Raw genomic sequence first — 22,628 nt, forward strand, 5'->3', positions numbered from 1 at the left:
AGACCATGTGCATTATATAGTATAATTAAAGAGATCTGTGCCATGTTCTATTGATATTTTTCCATGATCTGTGATATTTATGCCCCAGGAAGACAGCTATAATTCAAAGTATATTTTATATATCTTTAATCATTATGAAATCCCGAATGGTTGCTTTATACCAATTAGCTGACTTGGACACTACCTATTTACCGCCATCCCATAATCTGCCTGTTTCTTATACAGAACAGATCAGGATTGCAGAACCGGCGCATTTCAGTGTATTCCGCCGGGATGAACATCCCGGCAATAATGAGCCCGACAGGAGCGATCTTTACAAGATATTACTACCCACAAAGGGGCGCGCTAATTTTCACTATGGCGATCAGCAATACCGTGTTACACCGGATTCCATCCTGTTCATAAAACCGAAAGAAATTAAATCGTGGAAAAACATCACAGAAGAACAGGATGGTTATTACTGCCTTTTCACAGCCTCTTTCTTTGCTTTTAATGCTACACAGCTGAAAGCCCTGCAGGATAGTCCTTTGTTCAGTAAGGACGCCGCTCCGGTTTTGCCTTTAACCGCCGGGCAGGCCACCATGTTCCAGGACCTTTTCATAAAACTGTACCAGGAGTTCAATAATATCCTCCAGTATAATACTGAGATGCTGCGGTTATACCTGCATATTATACTGATAGAAGCCGGCAGGGTGGCAGCACATTAAGCCTGTTTCAATTTCCCTTTCCGCAGGGAATACTTATAAAAGTCCTCCACTTTGGTACGCGCCCAGGGCGTTTTGCGTAAGAACTTCAAACTGGACTGAACAGAAGGATTGCTGATGAAGCAGTTGATGCGTACCTGGTAACCCAGTTCATCCCATCCATAGCTCTCTACGAGTTGCGTGATGATCATTTCGAGCGTGATCCCGTGTAAAGGGTCCTTGGATGTTTGCATGCCGCAAAGTTAATTATACTCTTGGAATGCTGAAAGAAAACTCTGCTCCTGCGCCGGGTGCGGTCCTGATCTGTAATACACCGCCATTGCGCATGATGAACTCCTTGCAGAGCTGCAGGCCCAGACCGGTTCCCTTTTCTTCCTCCGTACCATCTGTAGAATAGAAGCTGGTTTCAGACAGGAGTTTGTTCACTTCTTCCTGGCCCATGCCCATGCCATTATCCTGCACATACAGCTCTACAGTTTTCGCAGAAGGCCTGCATCCTACGAGGATCATCCCCCCTTTAGGCGTGAATTTGATGGCATTATCCAGCAAGTTACGGATGATCAGGTTCAACTGGTTAAGATCTGCCAGCACTACTATACCTTCCGGAATGTCTGCTTTCAGGTGGATGTTCTTTTGATCTGTAGCATACCAGTAAGTTTCTATGATCTGCAATATAAAGGGGTACAGGATGATCTTCTGGGGGCGTGTTTCTATGCGGTTCATCTGGCTCAGGGACCAGTTGAGCATATTGTTCATCGTGCCGGTGATGTGTTTGATGTTCTGCCGCACGGTGAGGGAGAAATCCTGTATCTCTCCGGCGGATAATGCTTTCAGTTCCACCAGGTCCAGCAGGCCGGAGAGGTTGTTCAGCGGCGCTCTCAGATCATGCGAGATAATACCCAGCATTTTATCTTTTACGTGATTACTTTCATTCAGTTCCTTTGTTCTTTCCGTTACTTCTTTTTTTATTGCTGCAATCATCTGTTTCTTCATTTCTGCATACTCGCTGCCGAGGGCTAATGAAAGCAGGCTCATTTCAACGGCTGAGGCCAGCGGCAGAATGTGAAAGGTCCAGTGACCGAAAGGCAGGAAAGGCAACCACATGGTGTTAGCCGCAGCAAACACCATCAGGCTCATCAATAATACAAACCAGGCACCCAAAAAGTACCCGGCGGGCTTGTAATGCTGCCTGAGGGCGATAATAGCCATATAGATAAAGGAAATAGGGAGCAGAAAGCTGCAAACCTCCAGTATCTTGATAGCACCGGGCCTATATCCTGCCAGGTTGCATATAATAGGTAAACATAACACCCCCATGAACGCCAATAAAAATATCCTCAGCCTGGGTGTGTGCTTTTTGCCATTCAGGAAAGAAAGGCAGAACATGATGGCGAACATATAAGTAACGGCTCCAAAACTGATCCCGTTCATGTTGATGAAATAGGATAACGTTTGCCCCAGGAACACATGAAACCCGCGTACGTATATTAATACAAAGCCCACGAAGCAAAGCAGGTAACACAGGTAATACAAATAATTCAGGGTACGAAGATGGATAAACAAAAAAAGATTGTAAAAGAATAACGCCAGCACAACACCTATGTACATTAGTTCTATAACGAACAACCATTTAAATGATTCCATTAATCCTTCCGGCGTAGCTAAAGCTAAAGGAATGATCACTGCATTGCCGGAACGGACACGTATCCAGAAATCCTTTGGCTGGCCATTGGAGGACGGTAATTCAAAACTGAAACCAGGTATGTTAAACCGTTTATTCTTCAGAGGGGTATGGCTGCCGGAGGCAATTGCCTTCATCTGCCCGTTCTCAAAGTAATACAGTGAAATGCTGTCTATATTGGCAAACTCCACTACCAGGTAAGTCCTTTCTTTGCTAACGTACGTGGCATGTACCCATACGGCAGCATTCGTGATCCCGTAGCTGCGCATCTCGTGTTCGTGCGCGCTGAAATTAGCCTGGAATGAAGGCTGCATCACATCGTTCAACGTGAGTTTTGCGTCCTTATCCAGGTACCAGTCACACAGCTTCCCTATCCTTTGGTAGGAATGTTGGGTTGACAGTTTCACTATTGGTGCAGCAAATGACTGCACAGCAAACAGGACTGTAAAAAAGATGTATGGCAATATTATTCTCAAACCGGGGGTATAAATGCGTGGGATGAATATACAATTAATATTTTTTCCTGAAAGCCTTACCAGCAAATAACAAACAGGTTGTTGCGACACAATTTTGTTTGTGTAACGTAGCTAATTCCCTGATCACTAAGAAATGCGGTGCTATTTTAATATTTTTAGCCCATAAAAGACTGGAAATTGACCAAACCGATACTTGTCATAAAATTTGGAACAGCATCCATTACCCATGAGAACGGGGAACTGGATGAGAGCGTGATAGCCGCTATCGCGGAGCAGGTAGCCGCTGTGCATGCGGACCATAATGTGGTACTGGTGTCCTCCGGGGCAGTGGCGGCCGGTAAGAAGCATCTGAAGGCTTACAGCGGTACCATCAGTGAACGTAAAGCTGCGGCAGCCATTGGCAACCCGGTGTTGCTGAACCGGTATTCCCATTATTTTTCTGCCTATGGTATTGCCATTGCCCAAAGTCTTTGTGAACGGCAGCATTTTTCTAACAGGAACCAGTTCCTGCAATTAAAAAAGACTTACGAAGAGTTATGGGCCAGCGGCATTATTCCCATTGCGAATGAAAACGACGTGGTGAGTGATGTGGAACTGAAATTCTCTGACAATGACGAGCTGGCTACCCTGATTGCCGTTGGCTTTGGGGCTTCCCTCCTGCTTTTCAGTACTTCCGTAGCGGGTGTGCTGGACAAAGAAGGGAAAATAGTGCCGCAGATAGATGAAATAGACGAAGCGGCTTTTGCGTTGGCAGACAGGAAGAAATCTTCCCTGGGCCTGGGGGGTATGGTGTCCAAACTCACCTTTGCGCGCCTGGCCACCCGGATGGGGATAGGCGTGGTGATCTTTGGGGTGAGCACGCCTAATGGCATTTCCCTGGCCATTGCGGGGAAAACAGGTACGCGTTGCCTGCCACAGGCCCGTAGCAATATGCCTGCCCGTAAAAAGTGGCTGGCCAGCGGCAGCCTGGTGACCGGCCGCCTGCAGGTAGATGCCGGTGCAGAACAGGCCCTTAAAAAGCGGCGGAGCCTGCTGGCAGTAGGTGTTATTGCTGTGCTGGAGAAGTTTGAAAACGGGGAAGTGTTTGAGATTGTGGATGAAAAGGAAGAAGTGATAGCCGTTGCGAGGGCAAAGGTGTCCTCAGAGGTGCTGGCTTCCGGAAATAAAGCGCAGAATATAGAAGTAGCGCATGCAGATGATATAGTTTTGCTGTAGAAATATTGAAATTGAAAGACATGGGATCGATCTTACCATTACTGGAACAGGCACAAATTGCCACCCGTTCCATCAAAACCCTGGCGGACGAGGGAAAACAGCAATTGCTGCGTAACCTGGCGGCCAGGCTGCTGCAACATGCAGATGAAATCATCCTGGAGAACAGGAAGGACCTGGATAAGATGCCCGACGAAGACCCAAAAAAGGATCGTTTACTGCTCAATAAAGAACGTATTGCAAGCCTTGCCGAAAGCCTGCAGGATATCGCCCTGCTGCCGGACCCGGCCAACCAGGTGCTTTCTGAAAAGAAACTGGAGAATGGCCTGCTGGTGCGCAAGCTCACGGTTCCCCTGGGTGTGGTGGGTGTTATTTACGAATCCCGCCCCAACGTAACAGTGGATGTTGCGGCCCTGTGCCTCCGTTCCGGGAATGCCTGTGTATTGAGAGGCGGTACGGATGCTTTTCATACCAACCAATACCTTGTTTCCCTGATCAAGGAAACACTGCAGGAATCCGGTACCGATCCAAACGCGGTGCAATTGCTGCCTACAGACCGCCAGCACATCAATGAAATGCTGACGGCGGTGAAATACATTGACATCCTGATCCCCCGCGGATCTCAGCAACTGATAGAGTTTGTACGCGAGAACTCCCGTGTTCCGGTGATAGAAACGGGCGCCGGTGTTTGCCATACTTATGTGGAAAGCACGGCGGACCTCGACAAAGCCTGCCGGATCGTCACAAATGCCAAAGTATCCCGGCCTTCTGTATGTAATGCGCTGGATACGGTGTTGGTGGACGCTGCGGTAGCGGCGCCTTTCCTTTCTTTGCTGGCGCCTTCCCTGGCGGCCTACGATGTAGAGATCTTTGCAGATGATGCGGCTTACAATATCTTAAAAGCCGGTGGTTACCCTCAGCTGGTGGCTGCGCAGCCGGAAGATTTCGGACGGGAATTCCTGGATTTTAAATGTTCCGTGAAGGTGGTGAAAGATGCGGAGGAAGCATTGGAGCATATCCGGTTGTATTCTTCCAAACATTCTGAGGCGATCATTTCCAATAACACAACATTGAGTGACCGGTTCCTGCGGGAAGTGGATGCTGCTGCGGTGTATGTGAATGCTTCCACAAGGTTTACGGATGGTGGTGTGTTTGGATTAGGAGCGGAAATTGGTATTTCCACGCAGAAGTTGCATGCGCGGGGGCCTTTTGCTTTGGAGAAACTGGTGACGGAGAAATGGGTGGTGTATGGGGATGGACAGGTGAGGTGAAATACAGACAGCCTAAAAACAACTATAAGAAAACGCCTCTCCGGCCTCTACTACCGGAGAGGCGTTTTCTTATAGCATACCCAATGCCCTCTTTTTCCCTTCAATTATTTCCAATAAACCTTCCGGGAAGCCAACTCTATCCAAAAACTTCGCAGCTTCCTGTGCTCTTCTGATGCATGTAGGATCAGTTTCGAGTATAGCAGGACCTGAACCTAAGTCTCTGTATACCGGCAGACTATAGTAATCTGCTTCTTCGTTTTCTATAACTTCTGACATAATAATTAAGTTTTGTGTTAGCAATACTATTTTATAATTCCTAAAAATGCTTCGTAGTTAATGCCTGATCTAAATGGCATCCAATTCTTCTCTTTATAACCATACACACTAAACAACTTCTCTATTTCCGGCAAGTGAGCATTTATGCCCATTTGATAAAGCCTTGTTTTAGCAGGTGTGCGCCCTATTGCATGAACAGGCAACAACCCTCCATTCCTTTTAACATACGCTATTATTGTAGATGCAACTGTGGCAAGGATCTTATCCTTGTCTTTATTATTTGAGACAGTAGTATCATCTATCAATCCATCTTCTTCATTCCAATCTCCAAATGCTATGTTTACCACCGGGGTTCCATTTAGCGTTGATAAAAATGGCATCGTATCATAACGAACTGCTTTTTTTATTACCCCCTTTGGGCCTATACTTTCAAATGTAAAATGCTTATGCTCCTGATCAGCATTAAACGCATACTTATCTAAATTCATCTTTCATTTTTGGTTAAACAAACAATGCCTGCAACTTATATTAATCATTTCAGATTACAATCAAGGCAGTATTTGAGTTAACAAAAACACGCGTAAATCAGGGCATTTTTTTGTTGCAATATCCGTTTTACGATATACTGTTTTTCTTGCTGGCATTATCATACAAACAAAGTATCTCAACCAACCTCTTCTAAAAGTGATAATATATCACTTTTAACAAAAACCGCTCTTTGGGGCCTCTTCAAAATAAAAAAACCTCCCTGGATTTACCAGGGAGGTACATTCGACGCCGAGCGTCACAGTTTTCTTTTGTGGAGCAACCCGGTTAGGCGATACTAACCGAAGGTTTCCACGAATATCCTGTAGATTGCATGAATACCTCCTTTTCTTTGATGAGTATTAAATCTACGACTTTTTCCATCGGCAGCTCTAAAAGATTTGTTAAATTATATATTGTTTATTTACATAATGCAAGATCAAAAAGTACAACTAATTCCTGTAATTGTCCATTGATCACCGATTGTTACTGCACTACTTTTACATCCTATTCTCCTATCAAAAATATTTAGTGACAGTTGTAGGTTAACAATCGGGGGCCGTTTTCTATCGGCCCCTTTTTTTATTGCAATAGAACAAGCTTACGCTTATTGAATGCGTATTGCTTGTATATCTTTGACCTATCAAGCTATTCGTTAACCCCATAAAAACTTTCACATATTTATTCCCTCATCTTAAAAATTAATCTCCAATGAAGAAATTGTTTCATTCGGCTATTGCCCTTAGCCTGTTTTTTGTTAGCTGTCAAAAAGATGGCAGCTCCCCTTCAACCCCTCCCGAAGCCGAAAAATTCCCCGTTAGGTTTTCTGTTACTGATTTTGACCGTCAGGTCACCGATCTCGATTCCAGGAAGGCAGGAGGCCAGGACCTGAGTAACGCCCGGGATTCTTTAAGCAACGCTATCCAACATCTGCGTTATATAGCATATAACAGTAGCGGAATCCTTGTCAGTACTAAATACCAGACGCCGGCTGATAATAATGTAGACTTTGGGAACATCTCGGATTCATTGCCTGCCGGCACGTATATTATTATATTTGTAGGCTCATCTGCTCCTGCAAAATTCTTTTATTCAGCCAGCGATTTCGGACAGGCAAGGTTGGATTTCAAGGATGACAATGGACAATTATTGAAGATCCCGGACACTTACTACAAACGGGTGATAATAACGTTAGGTACCAATGGTAATCTGCCGGATTCAAGTGTAACGCTCCAGCGCATCATCAGCAGTATTGAAGTGCATGTTGCGGATGCCCAGCCTGCTGATAGTATTAATATTACAGTATCACATCAGGCTTCCAGGTTCTTTTTTCACAATGATCAGACTTCAGATGGGTATGATATCAGATACCTCAGCAGAAAAGATGCAAATACCTATGGTGAGTATGTACTTTTCACAGAGATCCCTTCTACTGTGATCATTACAGCACTTGACCGTACCACAGGAGCAGCCCGCATCAAAACAGTTTACAACGTAAGCTGCTACAGGAATAAAAAGACCATTTTATCAGGGAATATGTTTTCCAGTGATGCCTCCGGCTTTAAGATCAGTGTAAATGATCAGTGGGATGACAATGGTGATCCGATACCTTTCTAATAAAAAAGCCCGCATACAATGTATGCGGGCTTTTTCCTATTGTAGTTTTGTTACGACTAAATCATCGTAATAAATGTAACCTTCAGTGGAAGACATCCAGTAAGATTGGCTACCACCCCGGAAAGTGTGGAAAGACATGTTCTTTATCAGCCTTTGCGCATCGTTGGTGGTCCAGCGCATGGCCCTGTCCAGCACAGTAGTACCATTAATAATGATCCTGGCGCGGCCGTTAGTGCTGGAGCCGGTATTGCTCTTGGCATACATGGTCACGCTGTAAGTGGTGCCTTTACTCAGGCTGCCGGAAGAAGGATAGGACACGCCGAAGTTATCGCCGTACTGACCACCCTGATCACGATGGTACACATAAGGGTGGAAATAAATACGGCCGTTGTTGTTATACCACATCAACCGTAAACTGCCACCATTCCCATCTGTTCCCGGATCTCCGCCGGTATTCCCTTCCCCAATCAGGAAACCAAAACCAACCTTACCACCCCGGCTCCAGTCGAATGCACTGTGGAAACGGATAGTGAAGGATAACTGGTATTCAGATCCATCAGAGATATCCGTGTTGCTGATCAATCCACCAGCACCGGAAAGCGCATTGGGCAGCAGCGTTACACGAAGATTACCGTTTGAGATCATGGTGCGGGAGGCATTCCACCCGCTTGCGTTTCCAAAGTCCGCAGCCGCCTGTGCCTGCGTGTATTGGTTACCGTGTGTGTAACTGTTCCAGTTCTCAGAGAAAGAACTGTTAATAGCAGCGATGCCTACCGCGGCAGAGAGGGTATTGTCCAGCTGAACCGGAGCCTCTTCCTCTACTGCTGGTTTAGAACAGGCAGACATTAAAAGACAGATGGATACGATGCATGTACCCGTAAAGCGCATTTTTTTCATAGTTTGTTTTCATTAACGTGATTAAATCAAAAAGAAAATTTTTCCCAGCCGCCAATGGTGGGGCGGGTGCAGGTCATGGCCTGAACACCGTTTTCGCTGGATATATAGAAGCTGTTATTTCCTCTTAAAGAAAAAGTGCCGTCTGCATTAGACACCCAATCGAATTTTTCCCAATCGCCGATAGTAGCCCTGCTACAGGTGATGGCGCTAACGCCATTCTCTGAGGACACGTACTTATTAATGCTCCTTAAAGCCACTTTACCGCCACCGGCATCTACTACCGTGAACTGTTCCCAACCCTGGGCGGTGGGGCGATTGCATAACATGGCCTGTACGCCATTTTCCCCGCTTACGAAGAGATTGTTATTTCCCCTGATGGAGATCGTTGCGCTAATGGGTGCATTGTTTGGCGTGCTAACAATATTATACACCCGTACATAATCTACGAGCATGCTGGCAGGCAGGGCATTATCGTTGATCGTTTGCCCGGGCAGGTTCCCTCCCACTGCTACGTTGAGGAGCAGGAAGAAGTTCTTGTGAAATTCATCTGTGCCGTTGATGTTGTTAAGTATGTTGGCTGTGTGGAATTGTACACCGTCCACAAACCACCTGATGGAGCTGGGGTCCCACTCTACTGCATACACATGAAAATTGGTGGGCGAAGTGGTGGTGTTGCCGCCATAATAAGTATAAGCATTGTTAAACCAGTGAATAGTACCTAACACGGTGTTACCGGTATTCACATGCTCCATGATGTCTATTTCCCCGCATTTAGGCCAGCCTACATTGGGGTCGCCAATATTGCTGCCCAGCATCCAGAAAGCAGGCCATAAGCCCTGCACTGCGGGGAGTTTGATATTGGCTTCTATGCGGCCGTATTTCTGGGAGAACTTCCCGTTGGTGTTGATGCGGCCTGAAGTATAAGGTTTGCCGCCTACACTTTGCTTGCGGGCAGTGATCACGAGGTTACCATTGCTAACGCTTACGTTGGCCGTCTGGTAATACTGCTGCTCATTATTTACATTAAGATTCCCGTTCTCATACCCCCATTTGGCGGTATTGAGGCTGGTACCATCAAATTCATCCGACCATACCAGTTGCAGTGCCTGCCCGGGTAAGATGGCCTGTTTATTATCCAGTTGAATGGATGCCTGTTCTGTGGATGATGTGTGCGTGTCTTTTTTACACCCTGCTGTAAGCAGTAAGGTTACCAGCATAGTAGTAGCTGGCAAAAATAAGGATTGAAGCTTCATAGTTTTTCTTTAACGTGTGAAATGAATACGGGTTTTAATGCTCTCTATGTTCTTGGGCAACAGGGTCAAATATCCCCAATAATTACAGCAGACGGTATTCCAGGAGTACGTCAATTCTACGTCAGCTTTTTCTATCTGCCTGTAAATCAATCTGCATTTATTACACCACACCTACTTCAACCTGATTTCTTTATTTTTAGTGAAACGTTATGAATGAAAAGCCTTGTATTGTTTGTGCTGCCCATGCTGATGGCAGCCATTACCCAGGCGCGTCAGCTGATAGGCGCCCCAGCTATACTTCATTATACCAAACAGCAATATGCCGGGAGCGGCCAAACCTGGGATGTGGACATGGACCGCCATGGCATCCTCTATTTTGCCAATAACGAAGGATTGCTAACTTTTAACGGCCAGCGCTGGAAGATACTGCCCGTGCCTAATCATACCACATTACGCTCCGTAAGGGTGGGAAAAGACGGGCGGATCTATATTGGCGCGCAGGATGATTTCGGGTACTATCTCCCGGATGAAAACGGCCTGCTGCAGTATACCTCACTCAAGTCCCTGATCCCTGCTGCAGAGCGGGAATTTGCAGACGTCTGGAACATTGTACTGTATGATAATGCCGTGTTCTTCCGCAGCAATAACAAGATCTTTGCTTACAGGGATAATACAGTACGCGTTTACCCGGCTTCAGGAGAATGGCGGTTGCTGTGCAGCACTCCCCAGGGATTATATGCGCAGGATGCCCGGGATGGATTGATGCAGTTTGTGGATGGCAACTGGCGTACCATTATGGCATTTCCTAAGATGCTGATCAACGCCGTACTGGAAGGAAAGAATGATACGCTGCTACTGTTTACGTTTAAGAACGGGATCTATAAATTACATGCACAACAACTCTTCCCTTACACTACTGCGGCAGACGAAGCCCTTAAAGCAGATCGTATCTATTGCGCCAAAGAATGGGATAATGACCAGTTACTGATAGGCACTGCAGAAGGAGGTTGTTACATCCTCCACAAGGAAACCGGTGCCGTGATACAACGGTTCAGCATCCGGGAAGGCCTTCAGCATAACAGTGTGCGCAGGATCTTTTCAGATAACGGCCATAACATCTGGCTGGCACTGGATAACGGTATTGATATGATCCGGTATAATTCCGCCATCAAGCAGATCTATCCGGACCAGCATCAATACCTGACCACTTATGCTGCCAAAGTATTTAACAGGCAATTGTACATTGGCACTTCAGACGGATTATTTGTTACCCCGCTGCAGGATCATCAGGAGGACCTCAGCTTCCAGGAGAATCAATTCCGGAAAGTGGAACATTCCGCCGGGCAGGTATGGAGCCTGGCAACGGTAGGAGAACAACTTTTAATGACCCATCATGAAGGCGCTTTCCGCATCAATGGCCCTGCGGCTTACCCGCTGCTGAAAGACATTGGCTGTTGGTTATTCCTGCCACAGCAGGCGCGTACACTGATTGGTTGTTACAATGGACTGCGAACGATGGGTCCAGATCTTTCACCTGTAAGACAGGTGAACCTGCTTACTGAATCTCTGCGTTTCCTTACCGCAGAACAGGATAGTGTGGTGTGGGCCTCCCATCCTTACCGGGGTGTATACAGGATGCTGGTAAAAGATACTACCCTGCAGTACACCTTGTTCACCCGGCAACACGGGCTGCCTTCAAACTATCGGAACTTCGTGTTCCGGATACGCGGAAGAATGGTGGTAGCCACCCAGGCCGGTGTTTATGAATTCGATCCCATTCGCCAGACATTTGTTCCCTCTTCCTGGTTATTCCCCATTCTCGGCAATACCCCTGTTAAATACCTCACAGAAGATGCCACCGGTAATATCTGGTTCGTATCAGGGAAAACACCGGGTGTGGTGGACTTTCATCAACCATCCTTACAAAAGCCCTACAGCATTGTGCATTTTCCAGAGTTAAAAGGTTTGATCGTAAGCGGGTTTGAATGCATCTACCCGTATAATGAAGAGAACATTTTTATAGGGGGCGAAAAGGGCATGTATCATATCAATTACAAAAAATACAAACAGCCCAAAACGAACCCGGTAGTAATGATCAGCCAGGTGAATGCGCAGGACAGCCTTCTGTTCAACGGATACCTGCCTGCTTCTGCCACCATGATGAAAAGGCTGCCGCATACATTTGCCAGTTTTCATTTTGAATATGCCTCTCCCTCTTTCGGGAACAGCATGGAGTTTAGTTATAAACTGGAAGGGTTTGACGGGAACTGGAGTGAATGGAGCCCCCGCACGGAGAAAGATTACACCAACCTGTCTTATGGAAAATATGCCTTTTCGGTAAAGGCCAGGGATAACTTAGGAAATATTTCAAACACGATGAGTTATGCCTTCCATATCCTTCCAGCCTGGTACCAGACCACACTGGCGAAAGCCATTACGGTAGTGCTGGCATTGATCCTGATCTGGCTGCTGTTTGTGACGCAGCAGCAAAAACATAATAAGGCACAGCAACAACTGATCCTGCATCATGAATATGAAAAGGAACAAAAGGAAAAACAGCTGATCCGTTTGCAGCATGATAAACTGGCGGCGGACATACAATTCAAGAACAAAGAACTGGCTATTACCACCATGCATCTTGTACAACGGGGTAAGCTATTGTTCAACATACGGGAGGAACTGTTACAGACCATTCAGAAGATCACACCTTCTCCCCTGTCCACTTTCAAAAAAGTATTACGCCTGTTTGAAGAAGCGGAAGAAAACGCGGAAGACTGGGAACAGTTCGCCCGGCATTTTGATGAAGTGCATAACAATTTCCTGTTCACACTGAAGCAGCGATGCAGCGATCTGAGTACTACGGACATGAAGCTTTGTGCTTATCTGCGGATCAATCTCACTACGAAGGAGATTGCGCAGTCGCTGGGCATTTCTGTGAGAGGGGTTGAAACAAGCCGGTACCGGTTAAGGAAGAAGCTGGAAGTACCGGCAGATGTTTCTTTGTATGATTTTTTACTTTCGATCACTTCTTCAATGCCGTAACATTGTATTGGAAGGGTTGTACCCAAACTGTTTCTTAAAAGCAAAAGAGAAATGCGAAAGGTTTTCAAAACCTACTTCGAAATATACATCAGAAGGTCTTCTTTTTTGTTCAAAGATCTGGTGATGCGCCAGCTCCAGCCGTTTCTGGGTCAGCCATTTTTGAGGAGTGGTGTTGAAGGATCTTTTAAAGTCCCTTTTGAAAGTCGTAAGGCTCCTGCCTGTTAAATAACTGAACTTCTCCATGGGCATATTGAACATATAGTTCTTCTCCATAAAATCTGCCAGGTCTATTTTGCCGGGCTCTTCAAAATGGCTCAGGATAACATCAGCCGTTTTATCAATGGTACGCAGGATGGAAATGGCTTCTTCTACTTTACCTGTAACAATATCTGCCGGTAATTCTTCTGACATGGTGAAATAAGGCAGCATGGAACCAAACAAACTATCCAGTAAAGGATGCTGATCTAAAACCCTGATCCTTGGTATCTCCTGCTCCTGTGCAGGCGTGACAGGATGTGATGCATAATACTTCCTCAATACTTCCGGTGGGAAATAAACAGAGGCGGCCTTATAGGGTTCTCCATTCAGCGGAGATTTAGTGATCATGGCTAAAGTATTGCGTGGGAACAGGATCGTATCTCCCCCATGCAAAACATAGGAGCTGTCCGCCATGATCAGTTTCATTTCACCCGAGACGATCCTTAACAAGGTGTGCTCTTTCACCAACATTTCCTTACTGTAGTACTTCTCTATAACAACAGAGAAAAACACTTTTCCGGTGGACAACAATTGCGGCTCTTCCATTCTCTAAAATTAAAGAAAATTGTTGGTGCGGCTCTCAGTTCCCCGCACCAACAACTTGCGTTATGCTTTCAGCATTTGCTCACTTAAGGTCCAAAGTCTTTCTGCAGCTTCCGGATCAACCGCATATTCCATCACACCGGCAAATCTTGCTGAAGCGCCGACATTTAAATTAATGGCGACGTCTGAAACCATTAGCGGAGAAACATCGTTATCCTCGCAATAGAGGCCACCGAGATCGTTGAGCTGAGGGCTTGTTGCGCACCATACACTGGTAGACGCGCCCTGCGCTATTGTTTTGAGCCCTCTTGATGCATCGAGGATGGGTTTACCGTTTTCATCTATCACACCTGCTGCCAGTAATTCTTCTTTTGTAAGATGTACGGCCAATCCCGTACCCAGGATACTGCCCGGGTGCAAGGAGAAGGCACGGATGCCTTCCTTCCTGCCGCGCTTATCTAATTCCAGCGCAAAAAGGATGTTAGCTGTTTTCGACTGGCCATAAGCAGCCCAGCGGTCGTATTCCCTGTTCTCGAAGTTAATATCCTCTAATACAACCGGGGAATAGCGGTGGCCACGCGATGATACGGAGATCACCCTGGCACCGTTTGCCTGTTGCAAGGCTGGCCAGAGCTTTTTCACCAGCTGGAAGTGGCCGAGGTGATTAGTGGCGAACTGGGTTTCGTAACCGCGGGCATCCAGTGTGAAGGGGTTGGCCATGATACCGGCACTGTTCACGAGGATGTGCAGGGGGCGTTTGGAGGCGAGAAAACGGTCTGCGAAGGCGTCTATGGAAGCCGGGTTTAGCAGGTCCAGTTCTTCGATCTCTGCATCAATGCCTTTTAAGGTTGTGGCAGCCTTGTTTAGATCGCGTGCAGGGACGATGACCTGGGCACCGGCATTCCTTAACACTCTTGCGGTTTCCAGGCCGATACCGGAATATCCGCCGGTAACGATGGCTACTTTGCCTTTCAGATCTATTCCTTTGATGACATCTTCAGCGGTGGAAGCGGCGGTGAAGCCGGAGTTAATGGGTTCTTGTTCTTTTTTCATGGTACAAAGTTAGGGGGGCTATGGTTAGGGGAGTTTGTTTAAAGGGCCGAAGATTGTTTGTTTTAAGGGCCAAATTGGGAATTCAATGCAGCCCGAAGTGTAGGTGTCCCATACCAATCCCGTATCAATCCCGTAGCAATCCCGTATCCTTCCCGTATCCATCCCGTATCAAGGTGGGGTACCTGTCAAAAAAGCAGTACAGAACTGTCAAAAACACCAGTTCAAAAACAAATGGAGCCCGTCATAACAACGAACTCCATCATTTATAGTCAACCAATATACCAAGAAACTAAGAGGCCGATTCAAGGCCGTTAAAGGCTATTGCAAGGCCGATGCAAGGCCGTTAGAGGCTGTCACGAGGCCGTTAAAGGCCATTACAAGGCCAATACAAGGCCGTAAAAGGCTGTCACGAGCAATTATTGCATCCAATACACCTTCTTCTGCACCTGCGCCGTAGGATTATCCCCATTCGTCACCTTCTGCCAGTTCTCATGGTTATTCACATTCTCATCATCAGGATAAGGCAGCTTATTCACTACGGAAGGATTGTAAGTAGGATCCTTAGGCGTTAACCCTGTTCTCCGCACTGTAGCCCATGTCTCCGCCGGCTGGAACATCGTAGCCAGCCAGGATTGTGTAGCGATCTTCTTCAACGCATCCGCATCATTTGCACCGTTAAACAGCACAGCAGGATTGGTCAGGAACGCAGTCATCTGCCCGGCAGTAGGCGCCGTTGGCCTGGAAGCTGCCCAAATAGTAGAAAGCTGAGTATAAGCATACCAGAAATTCACAGAGGAAGTGATCCCTGCTTCATATTCTGTTTTAGCTTTCGCGATATCCTTAGCTACTCCCATTCCGCGCTGATAGATCTCTGCTTTCAGGAAATGAACATCTGCTTCTGTGACAATGAGGATAGGATAAAAAAGCCGGTCATATGCCATCAGGTAATTTACGCAGGCGAACTTATTAGCCGGGTCCGTGCCTATTCCTTTTCTTGCAGTACCATCGTCATAAGGGCGGCCACCTTCAGGCTGTGAGCCGTTCTGTGGTTGAGGTACCCATTTGTCCGCATTATTGGTCATGAAATACACATAACAGCGCGGATCATAGATGCCCGTGCCGGATGGATCATTGGAGGAAGACATCTGGCTCCACACGTTGCTGCTCATGCGGATGTTTGAAATAGATAACTCCCGGTAAGAATCCCATTTACTGGCCAGGGCACCGAGTATCTGTCCGTTGGAAGCTACGCGGTTAGGCCATAATCCAAAATTGTCCAGGTATAAACTGGCCAGGTTCTGGTTTCCCGGCAGGGGTTTATTACCGCCGATGATATCTGTGATGATACCTTCTGCCAGTACTTTTTCCTTATTGTATAATCTTACAGCATATCTCAAACGAAGTGCATTGGCGAACTTCTTCCATGCAGTATAATCACTGTTCAGGAATGTTTCTGAAGCCCCAAGGCTAACCTGCCCCGGATCTACTGCCAATCCATCAGCAGCAGCTTTCAGGTCTGCCAGCACACTTTTGTAAACGTCCGGCTGTGCGTCATAGGCCGGGCGGAAAAACTTAACGCCTTCTGTGTTGGCCAGTGAGGCCCCGCTGTATGGAATATCTCCGTAATAATCCAGCATGCGCAGTGTTTTATTGGCCATCAGTATGCTGGCCATATATTTGGCATTATTGAATGATTGCGGATTGGCCTGCTCTTCAATCTTTCTTAAGATGGTCTTGTACACGAGCAGGTCAGGGTAATACTGGCCCCAATAGGTTCCACTATAGTTCAGGTAGGGTGCTACCGTATTCTGGTATGCCTGCTGGTTAGTGATGGGATACAGTAAGCTCACATTGAGCGCATCGTCTCCATACTTACCCAGTGAAGAAACGAGGCCGTTGAACAGACCGCCTATGGATGCTGTATTTTCACTGGCATCCTTGTAGGGCGTATTGATCTCTTCATATCCTTTCTCACATGCACCTGCACCACACAATGCGCCGCAGACCAGTAAACTGTATATTGATTTTTGTATGATCTTCATGATTCAACAGTTTTTAAATTATAAAGCAGCTTTCACAGTAAAACCTAAAGACCTGATCCTTGGCATAGAGGAATATTCAATCCCCTGCATGTTACCAATACCATTCACCCCTTCAGGATTAAGTCCTTTGGGTATAGTGGTGAAGATGTAAAAGAGATCACGTCCTATCAGTGAAAGGCTCAGGCTTTGGAAGATCTTTGTTTGCTTTACTACATTAAATGGCACCTGGTAGGTTAATGCTACTTCTCTTAATTTCATCCAGCTATTATCAAATACAGATGCTGATCTTGGAACACCCAGGTGATTCCAGGAAGTATAGGTACCCAGGTAATACCAGGGAGGGCTTACCACATCTGTATTGGGTTTGCCGTCTGCGAACACGCCATCGAATATGATACCTGTATTACTGGTGGTTCCATCGGGATAGGTCAGAGGAAGCCCTCCGCCATTACGTTCTTTCACTGTTTCCTGTAACAGGCCATTACCCATAGCTGCAGCATATGAACCGAAGTACATATCGCCACCGAACTTACCATCTGCCAGGAAGTATAAGGAGATATTCTTATAACGGAAAGTGTTGGCAATACCACCTGTCATGAATGGTTGCGCGTTGCCTATCGGCACTTCATTGGGTGTTAATACCCATTGCGTTCCTGCTGCCTGCGGCTGGCCGTTCACCATATAGCTCAGCAACTGCTGGTTCTGTGGATTAACAGCCCTCTTCACTACCTTTTTACCATTCAGATAAGTGTAATCCTTGCCATAAATAGTTCCAAAGTTCTCTCCTACTTTCACGCGTTGAGAAACACCACTGCCGCCAAAGAAACTACCCAGTGTAAGACCATCGTTGCCCTCATCCAGTGACAATACTTTATTCTGTGCATGTGCCGCATTCAGTGAAATGCTCCAGGTAAAATCTTTAGTGCTTACCGGGCTGGCATTGATGATGAACTCAAGCCCTTTGTTCCCCAGAGATCCTCTGTTGAGCTGCACGGTGGTAAATCCGGATGATTGCGGCAAGCTGTTGGTGAGGATCTGGTTAAATGTTTTCATGGTGTACGCCGTTACCTCCACATTCACACGATTATTAAACATGCCCAGGTTTAATCCTATTTCATATTGCCGGCTTCTTTGTGGCTCAACACCCGGGAACTTTAAATTGGAGGGAAAAGTTTGTGCAGCCTGTCCATTGTATGCCACTGTGTTCAATACATTAAAGATGGAATAGGGATCTGTATCACTACCTGTTTCCGCATAAGAGAGGCTCAATTTACCGAAGCTCAGCCAGGGTAAAGCTTCCTGCATTTTTGCAATACCATCTGAAAATACATAGCTCAGGTTAACGGATGGGTAGAAGTATGAATTGCTGCCATCTGTTAAGGTAGAAGACCAGTCATTCCTGCCTGTTATTTGCAGGAAAAGATAGTTCTTGTAAGAGAGGTCCAGGAATCCGAATCCGGAGTTGATCTTCTTGGCATAACGCGTTTCCTGTGCCGGGTCTGGCGCATTGGCACCGTTGTTCAAAGCAAAAATGAAAGGACTGATGAAGTTACCATTCGTTTTGTTGCTCACTGTATAATCATTCCTGTAATAGGATTCCACACCTCCTGTGAGGCTTGCATTAAACTGTTTGCCCCAGAGATTGTCCTTGTACAACCTTACCATACCATTCAGGTTACGGCTCATGTTACGGGCACTTGCCTGCTTGTAAGCGCCGGTTGTTCCCTGGATGTTCTTAGGGTACTCCCTTACTTCCGTACCATCACTTGAATGGTCTATACTTCCCTGTGCGATCAATGTCAGGAAGTCTGTGAGATCTGCAGTTAGTTTGATCCCTCCTACTAACTGGTCACGATTGAATGTGGTGTTATTCTTATAGATATTCCAGTAGGAATTCTGCATATAAGAATAATAAGGGTATGGCGGAGAGCCTGCAGGGAAATTGCTGGAGTTACCTACATCACGCTGTGAACCATCCGGGAAGAAGTTATTCATCTTCTCCACTTCAGGACGGTAATCCCTGGTAGCTGCATAGGCAAGACCCGCCATAAAAGCACCGGCTCCTACGGGTGGTGTATTCAAACGGTTATAGTTAACGTAACTTCCGGTGATATCTGCCGAAAGCATTTTACTGATCTTGATGCTGGACCCGATGTTGAATATGTTGCTCTTGTAATTACTGTTCAGGATATTGGCCTTACTGTCGTCTCTTGTATAAGAAGCGCGGATAGTACCGAAATCACCACCGCCGGAAATGGATACATTATGCTGGTTCACATTACCGTCCGGGAAATAAGCTTTCCAGTTATTGGGTTGCGCAGAATAAGGCCTTTCCACACCATCATACCAGAGGACAGGCTGATTGTCGAACTTTGGCCCCCAGGATAATCCGCTGGGAAAAGAGAACACATCCCATGCCTGTGTGCTGTTATCATAAGGCAGCATACCGAATGCACCTGTTTTGTAATCACCTGCATTGTAGCTGCCGGAATAGGTGCCGATCTGGGTGCGCTTCCCTGCTCCATTTACAGGGAATTGTTTTCCCTGATCTGCTGTCCACATGGAACCTACCAGGCCAGATCCAAAATCATTCTGGAAGTCCAGGAACTCGTAAACTTTTGTAGCACGGCTGGAATAAGAATAATCTACACCAAGACCTTTTCTTTTCTCTCCTTTCTTACGGGTAACAAGGATCACACCATTTGCACCCCTCGCACCATATAGTGCCGCAGCAGCTGGTCCTTTTAATACGGTCACTGATTCGATATCTTCCGGGTTAATTAAATTAAGCCCCGTACCCCAGTCGTTATAACCGGAAATATCAGCACCCTGTTGCGTACCAACAGCACCACCGCCGCCATTATTTGCATTGTTATTCATGGGGTCATTATTAATGGCTACGCCATCAACAATAATGAGTGCGCGGTTATCACCGGTAAGTGTAGTATTACCACGGATCACGAGGCGGGCAGAACCGCCTTCAACTCCGCCGGAAGCCTGGCTGATATTCAGACCCGCCACTTTACCCATGAGCCCTTGTGCAATGGTAGGCGCCTGTGCGATCGTGAGGTCGCTCCCGTCTACTTTTTGTACTGCATAACCCAGCGAACGCGGGGAACGTTTGATACCCATCGCGGTTACTACTACTTCGCCCAACGCTTTTTCATCTGTTTCCAGCACCACTGTATAAGTTGTTTCGCCACTTACTTTTATTTCAGTACGCTTAAAACCAATAGCAGAAAATACCAGCACATCCCCTTCATTGGCTTCCAGCTGGAAATTGCCATTACCATCTGAGCTGGTACCTTTCGTAGTGCCTTTAATGGCTACGGTTACACCGGGAACAGGGCTGCCCGTAACATCTTTGATAGTACCGCGTACCTGTTTGAAATTGATATCTATGGAAAGACCAGGTTGTCCCTGGGTCATCATCACTGTCATGAGTTTATCTTTCCGCAATACAACCTGGCTGCCGATAGCTTCAAAATTGATATCGAAAGGATCAAATAAGCTGATGAACACCTTTTCCAGTGTTTCATCCTTTGCCAGTAAACTTACTTTCTCTTTTTCAGGAAGGGTATTGCGCGTATAAGAAAATTTTACGCCTGCTTTCAGGCTTATTTTCTGCAATACGGATTTAAAGGTTTCACGCTCCACAGTAAGTGAGATGCGTTTATCCAGAATGCCCTGCCCATTTGCAGGAGCGGCCTGTACCCCGAAGAATGCAAGGGTCAGGAAATAATGTATAACGGCTGCTTTCATAAAAAAAGAAGCTGAGTAGGTACACAATCCAATTTTCTTCATAACATAAAACTATTAAGCGTTAATAATAGGTGCGGGAGCACCTGATGGAATAGTACATAGGGATGCCCTTTCAAGAGCCGGCGCCCTGATTTTGGTTGTTAGTCCATACTTGTGGTTTAATTTCTTAAGTCTAGTTCGTTGCTGTTGTTAAAAAAAGTGCCCGATCCTGTCTTTAAACACTAAATTCTTAGCGGCATCCTTTACCTTTTAACGTTATGCCATAGCCGCTGAAGCTGTATGACGCGTCCACTGTTCTTGTAATAACTTTTAAAATTTCTTCGAGGCTTTCATCACCTAATGATATTGTTATAAAGCAGCCTGCAAAAGTATCTGCATTATACTGTATGGGGATAGCATACATTTTCTCCAGGGTTTTTATAACAGAGTCCAGCGGGGCATCTTCAAAGCTGTAACTGCTCACTTTTTCCAGCCCTGCTGCAATTGGTAATTTATCTGTAAATGTTTCTGTGATGAGTTCTTTATTAAGTCCTGAATACCTGCATACCTGCTGTGGCAGTACGATCTTTGCCGCAGATACTTCCAGGTCCTGCCCTTTCAGGTAAACGGATACTTTCCCTGTTTTAACGGCCACTGATTCCTGGTTGCCGGATGCCGTTACTTTAAAACTGGTGCCCAGCACTTTTACGACCACATTCTCTGTATAGATATAGAAGGGTTGTTCCGGGTTTTTAGCAACGTCGAAGAATGCTTCTCCGGATAAGGTCACTTCCCGTTTGCTGCCATTCATCAGTAAATTATAGGAGATCCTGGCGCCCTTTGCCAGCACTACTTTGGAGCCATCCGGCAGGAAGAGCAGTTCATCTTCTTTATTGCCATTATAACGGATCACATCTGCAGTGTGATCTGCTTTTTTGCCGGCAGCACCGGTGATGGTGTTCTCTCCTGTAGAAAGTAAGAAGGTTGTCAGTGCAATGATACCTGTAACAACGGCTGCTGCCATGTACCAGTATTTTGCCGGTGATTTCTTTTTACGGACGGGGGTTATCTCTTCCCGGATATGATCCAGCATCTGCTCCAGCTGCACATCACTGATGTCCTGCTGCCCTTCTTCTTCCGCCAGCCTCATTTCCAGGAGGAAATGTTTTGCTTCTTCCAGCAGCCATGCATGCTCAGCATCCCTCGCAGCCCATTCCAGCCAGTAGCCGGCATAGGGGCTTTGCGGATTCATAACCCAGTCTACAAACCGGTTATCCAGCAATAATGCATGTATCTTTTCTTCCTGCTGATCCATGGGAATAGCGATGTCTATATAAGGTAATGTCCGTTTCCTTACATATATACTCACTTTTGGAGAAGTATTTTTAATCTTTTTTAGAACGGGGGGTATATTCTTTCCGTAAGGCCTTCAGGGCGCGCTGCATGAGGTTCAATACAGACTGGTAGTTCATACTCATCAGTTCTGCAATGCGTTCGTAGGAGATATTATGATAAAAGCGGAGGTACACGGCTTCCTGCTGCCGTTTGGGTAGTTTATACAGTAATTGTTTCAGGGTCTGCCGGTTCTCTGCTTCTGTTTCCCTGGCGGTGATAGTTAACTCTACATATTCTTCCAGCAGGCTGTCTGAGGCCAGGCGCAGTTCACTTTCACTTATAAAGGAGTGCCGTGCATGCGCTTTGGATAATTTATTACGCAAAGCCCTGAAAAGATAGAATTTAGGATGAGAAGTGTCTGCGAGGTTCTCCCGGTTGCGCCAGATCTCCAGGAAGAGGTCCTGGATGCAGTCTTTGATCAGGTCCAGGTCATGGGTTAGCTTTAATCCATAGCGTACGAGGGACCTTACGTGGGCCCTGTAAATTGCTTCCAGGGCAGCTGGATCACCGCCTTTCATGCGGCTCCATTCTATATCGTGTTCACTGGAGATCAATAATTAACGTTTAGCAATACAATTTATAGCTTTCCTTATATCCAACCAAATAGTAAAATACCCGGCACTACTCTTTTATTACCTTTAC

At 46.3% G+C, this 22,628-nt stretch carries 17 protein-coding genes; 5 read left to right on the plus strand and 12 right to left on the minus strand.

Features of this window, described 5'->3' with window-relative positions:
- Window positions 1-173: 173 nt before the first annotated feature.
- Complete coding sequence (locus GFS24_RS06250) at window positions 174-707, plus strand: AraC family ligand binding domain-containing protein (RefSeq protein ID WP_173002987.1); 534 nt, start codon at window positions 174-176, stop codon at window positions 705-707.
- Here GFS24_RS06250 and GFS24_RS06255 read toward each other — a convergent pair.
- Window positions 704-937 carry a VF530 family DNA-binding protein gene (locus GFS24_RS06255; RefSeq protein WP_153658721.1) on the minus strand — a complete coding sequence of 78 codons (234 nt, stop codon included), beginning with the start codon at window positions 935-937 and terminating at the stop codon, window positions 704-706. The two genes, GFS24_RS06250 and GFS24_RS06255, sit on opposite strands and share 4 nt — an antisense overlap.
- A gap of 13 nt (window positions 938-950) precedes the next feature.
- Window positions 951-2,861: a sensor histidine kinase gene (locus tag GFS24_RS06260; RefSeq protein WP_153658722.1), complete on the minus strand. Its 1,911-nt coding sequence runs from the start codon at window positions 2,859-2,861 to the stop codon at window positions 951-953.
- A gap of 177 nt (window positions 2,862-3,038) precedes the next feature.
- Between GFS24_RS06260 and proB the strand changes: the two genes are divergently transcribed.
- Both proB and GFS24_RS06270 read left to right on the plus strand, forming a co-directional pair.
- On the plus strand, window positions 3,039-4,076 hold the full coding sequence (gene proB / locus GFS24_RS06265; protein ID WP_153658723.1) for a glutamate 5-kinase: 1,038 nt from the start codon (window positions 3,039-3,041) through the stop codon (window positions 4,074-4,076).
- A 20-nt stretch (window positions 4,077-4,096) separates the two neighbouring features.
- Window positions 4,097-5,344 carry a glutamate-5-semialdehyde dehydrogenase gene (locus tag GFS24_RS06270; protein WP_153658724.1) on the plus strand — a complete coding sequence of 416 codons (1,248 nt, stop codon included), beginning with the start codon at window positions 4,097-4,099 and terminating at the stop codon, window positions 5,342-5,344.
- 69 nt (window positions 5,345-5,413) lie between these two features.
- Here GFS24_RS06270 and GFS24_RS06275 read toward each other — a convergent pair whose 3' ends face one another.
- Window positions 5,414-5,620 carry a hypothetical protein gene (locus tag GFS24_RS06275; protein ID WP_153658725.1) on the minus strand — a complete coding sequence of 69 codons (207 nt, stop codon included), beginning with the start codon at window positions 5,618-5,620 and terminating at the stop codon, window positions 5,414-5,416.
- Between the two features lie 26 nt (window positions 5,621-5,646).
- The gene (locus GFS24_RS06280) at window positions 5,647-6,108 is read right to left on the minus strand and encodes a hypothetical protein (protein WP_153658726.1); all 462 of its coding nucleotides are present in this window, start codon (window positions 6,106-6,108) and stop codon (window positions 5,647-5,649) included.
- 748 nt (window positions 6,109-6,856) lie between these two features.
- On the opposite strand from GFS24_RS06280, the gene GFS24_RS06285 reads away from it, so the two are divergent.
- Complete coding sequence (locus tag GFS24_RS06285) at window positions 6,857-7,762, plus strand: FimB/Mfa2 family fimbrial subunit (RefSeq protein WP_153658727.1); 906 nt, start codon at window positions 6,857-6,859, stop codon at window positions 7,760-7,762.
- Window positions 7,763-7,798: 36 nt separating this feature from the next.
- Here GFS24_RS06285 and GFS24_RS06290 read toward each other — a convergent pair whose 3' ends face one another.
- Entirely contained in the window at window positions 7,799-8,659 is an 861-nt protein-coding gene (locus GFS24_RS06290) for a polysaccharide lyase (protein ID WP_153658728.1), read from the minus strand.
- Window positions 8,660-8,685: 26 nt separating this feature from the next.
- Window positions 8,686-9,912, minus strand: a complete 1,227-nt coding sequence (locus GFS24_RS06295) for a family 16 glycosylhydrolase (protein ID WP_153658729.1) — start codon at window positions 9,910-9,912, stop codon at window positions 8,686-8,688.
- Between the two features lie 213 nt (window positions 9,913-10,125).
- Between GFS24_RS06295 and GFS24_RS06300 the strand changes: the two genes are divergently transcribed.
- Window positions 10,126-12,954, plus strand: coding sequence for a triple tyrosine motif-containing protein (locus GFS24_RS06300; RefSeq protein WP_153658730.1), 2,829 nt, complete (start codon window positions 10,126-10,128; stop codon window positions 12,952-12,954).
- Here GFS24_RS06300 and GFS24_RS06305 read toward each other — a convergent pair.
- The 6 genes from GFS24_RS06305 to GFS24_RS06330 all read right to left on the minus strand — a co-directional run bounded on the left by GFS24_RS06305 (window position 12,943) and on the right by GFS24_RS06330 (window position 22,540).
- Window positions 12,943-13,758, minus strand: coding sequence for an AraC family transcriptional regulator (locus GFS24_RS06305; RefSeq protein WP_153658731.1), 816 nt, complete (start codon window positions 13,756-13,758; stop codon window positions 12,943-12,945). The two genes, GFS24_RS06300 and GFS24_RS06305, sit on opposite strands and share 12 nt — an antisense overlap.
- Before the next feature lie 60 nt (window positions 13,759-13,818).
- On the minus strand, window positions 13,819-14,808 hold the full coding sequence (locus GFS24_RS06310) for an oxidoreductase (RefSeq protein ID WP_153658732.1): 990 nt from the start codon (window positions 14,806-14,808) through the stop codon (window positions 13,819-13,821).
- 416 nt (window positions 14,809-15,224) lie between these two features.
- Window positions 15,225-16,850, minus strand: coding sequence for a SusD/RagB family nutrient-binding outer membrane lipoprotein (locus GFS24_RS06315; protein ID WP_153658733.1), 1,626 nt, complete (start codon window positions 16,848-16,850; stop codon window positions 15,225-15,227).
- A gap of 18 nt (window positions 16,851-16,868) precedes the next feature.
- Complete coding sequence (locus tag GFS24_RS06320; RefSeq protein ID WP_153658734.1) at window positions 16,869-20,654, minus strand: SusC/RagA family TonB-linked outer membrane protein; 3,786 nt, start codon at window positions 20,652-20,654, stop codon at window positions 16,869-16,871.
- Between the two features lie 187 nt (window positions 20,655-20,841).
- Window positions 20,842-21,960: a FecR family protein gene (locus GFS24_RS06325; RefSeq protein WP_153658735.1), complete on the minus strand. Its 1,119-nt coding sequence runs from the start codon at window positions 21,958-21,960 to the stop codon at window positions 20,842-20,844.
- Between the two features lie 16 nt (window positions 21,961-21,976).
- Window positions 21,977-22,540, minus strand: a complete 564-nt coding sequence (locus GFS24_RS06330) for an RNA polymerase sigma factor (protein WP_153658736.1) — start codon at window positions 22,538-22,540, stop codon at window positions 21,977-21,979.
- Window positions 22,541-22,628 lie beyond the last annotated feature (88 nt).

The organism is Chitinophaga sp. SYP-B3965 (assembly GCF_009647655.1).
GTDB lineage: Bacteria > Bacteroidota > Bacteroidia > Chitinophagales > Chitinophagaceae > Chitinophaga.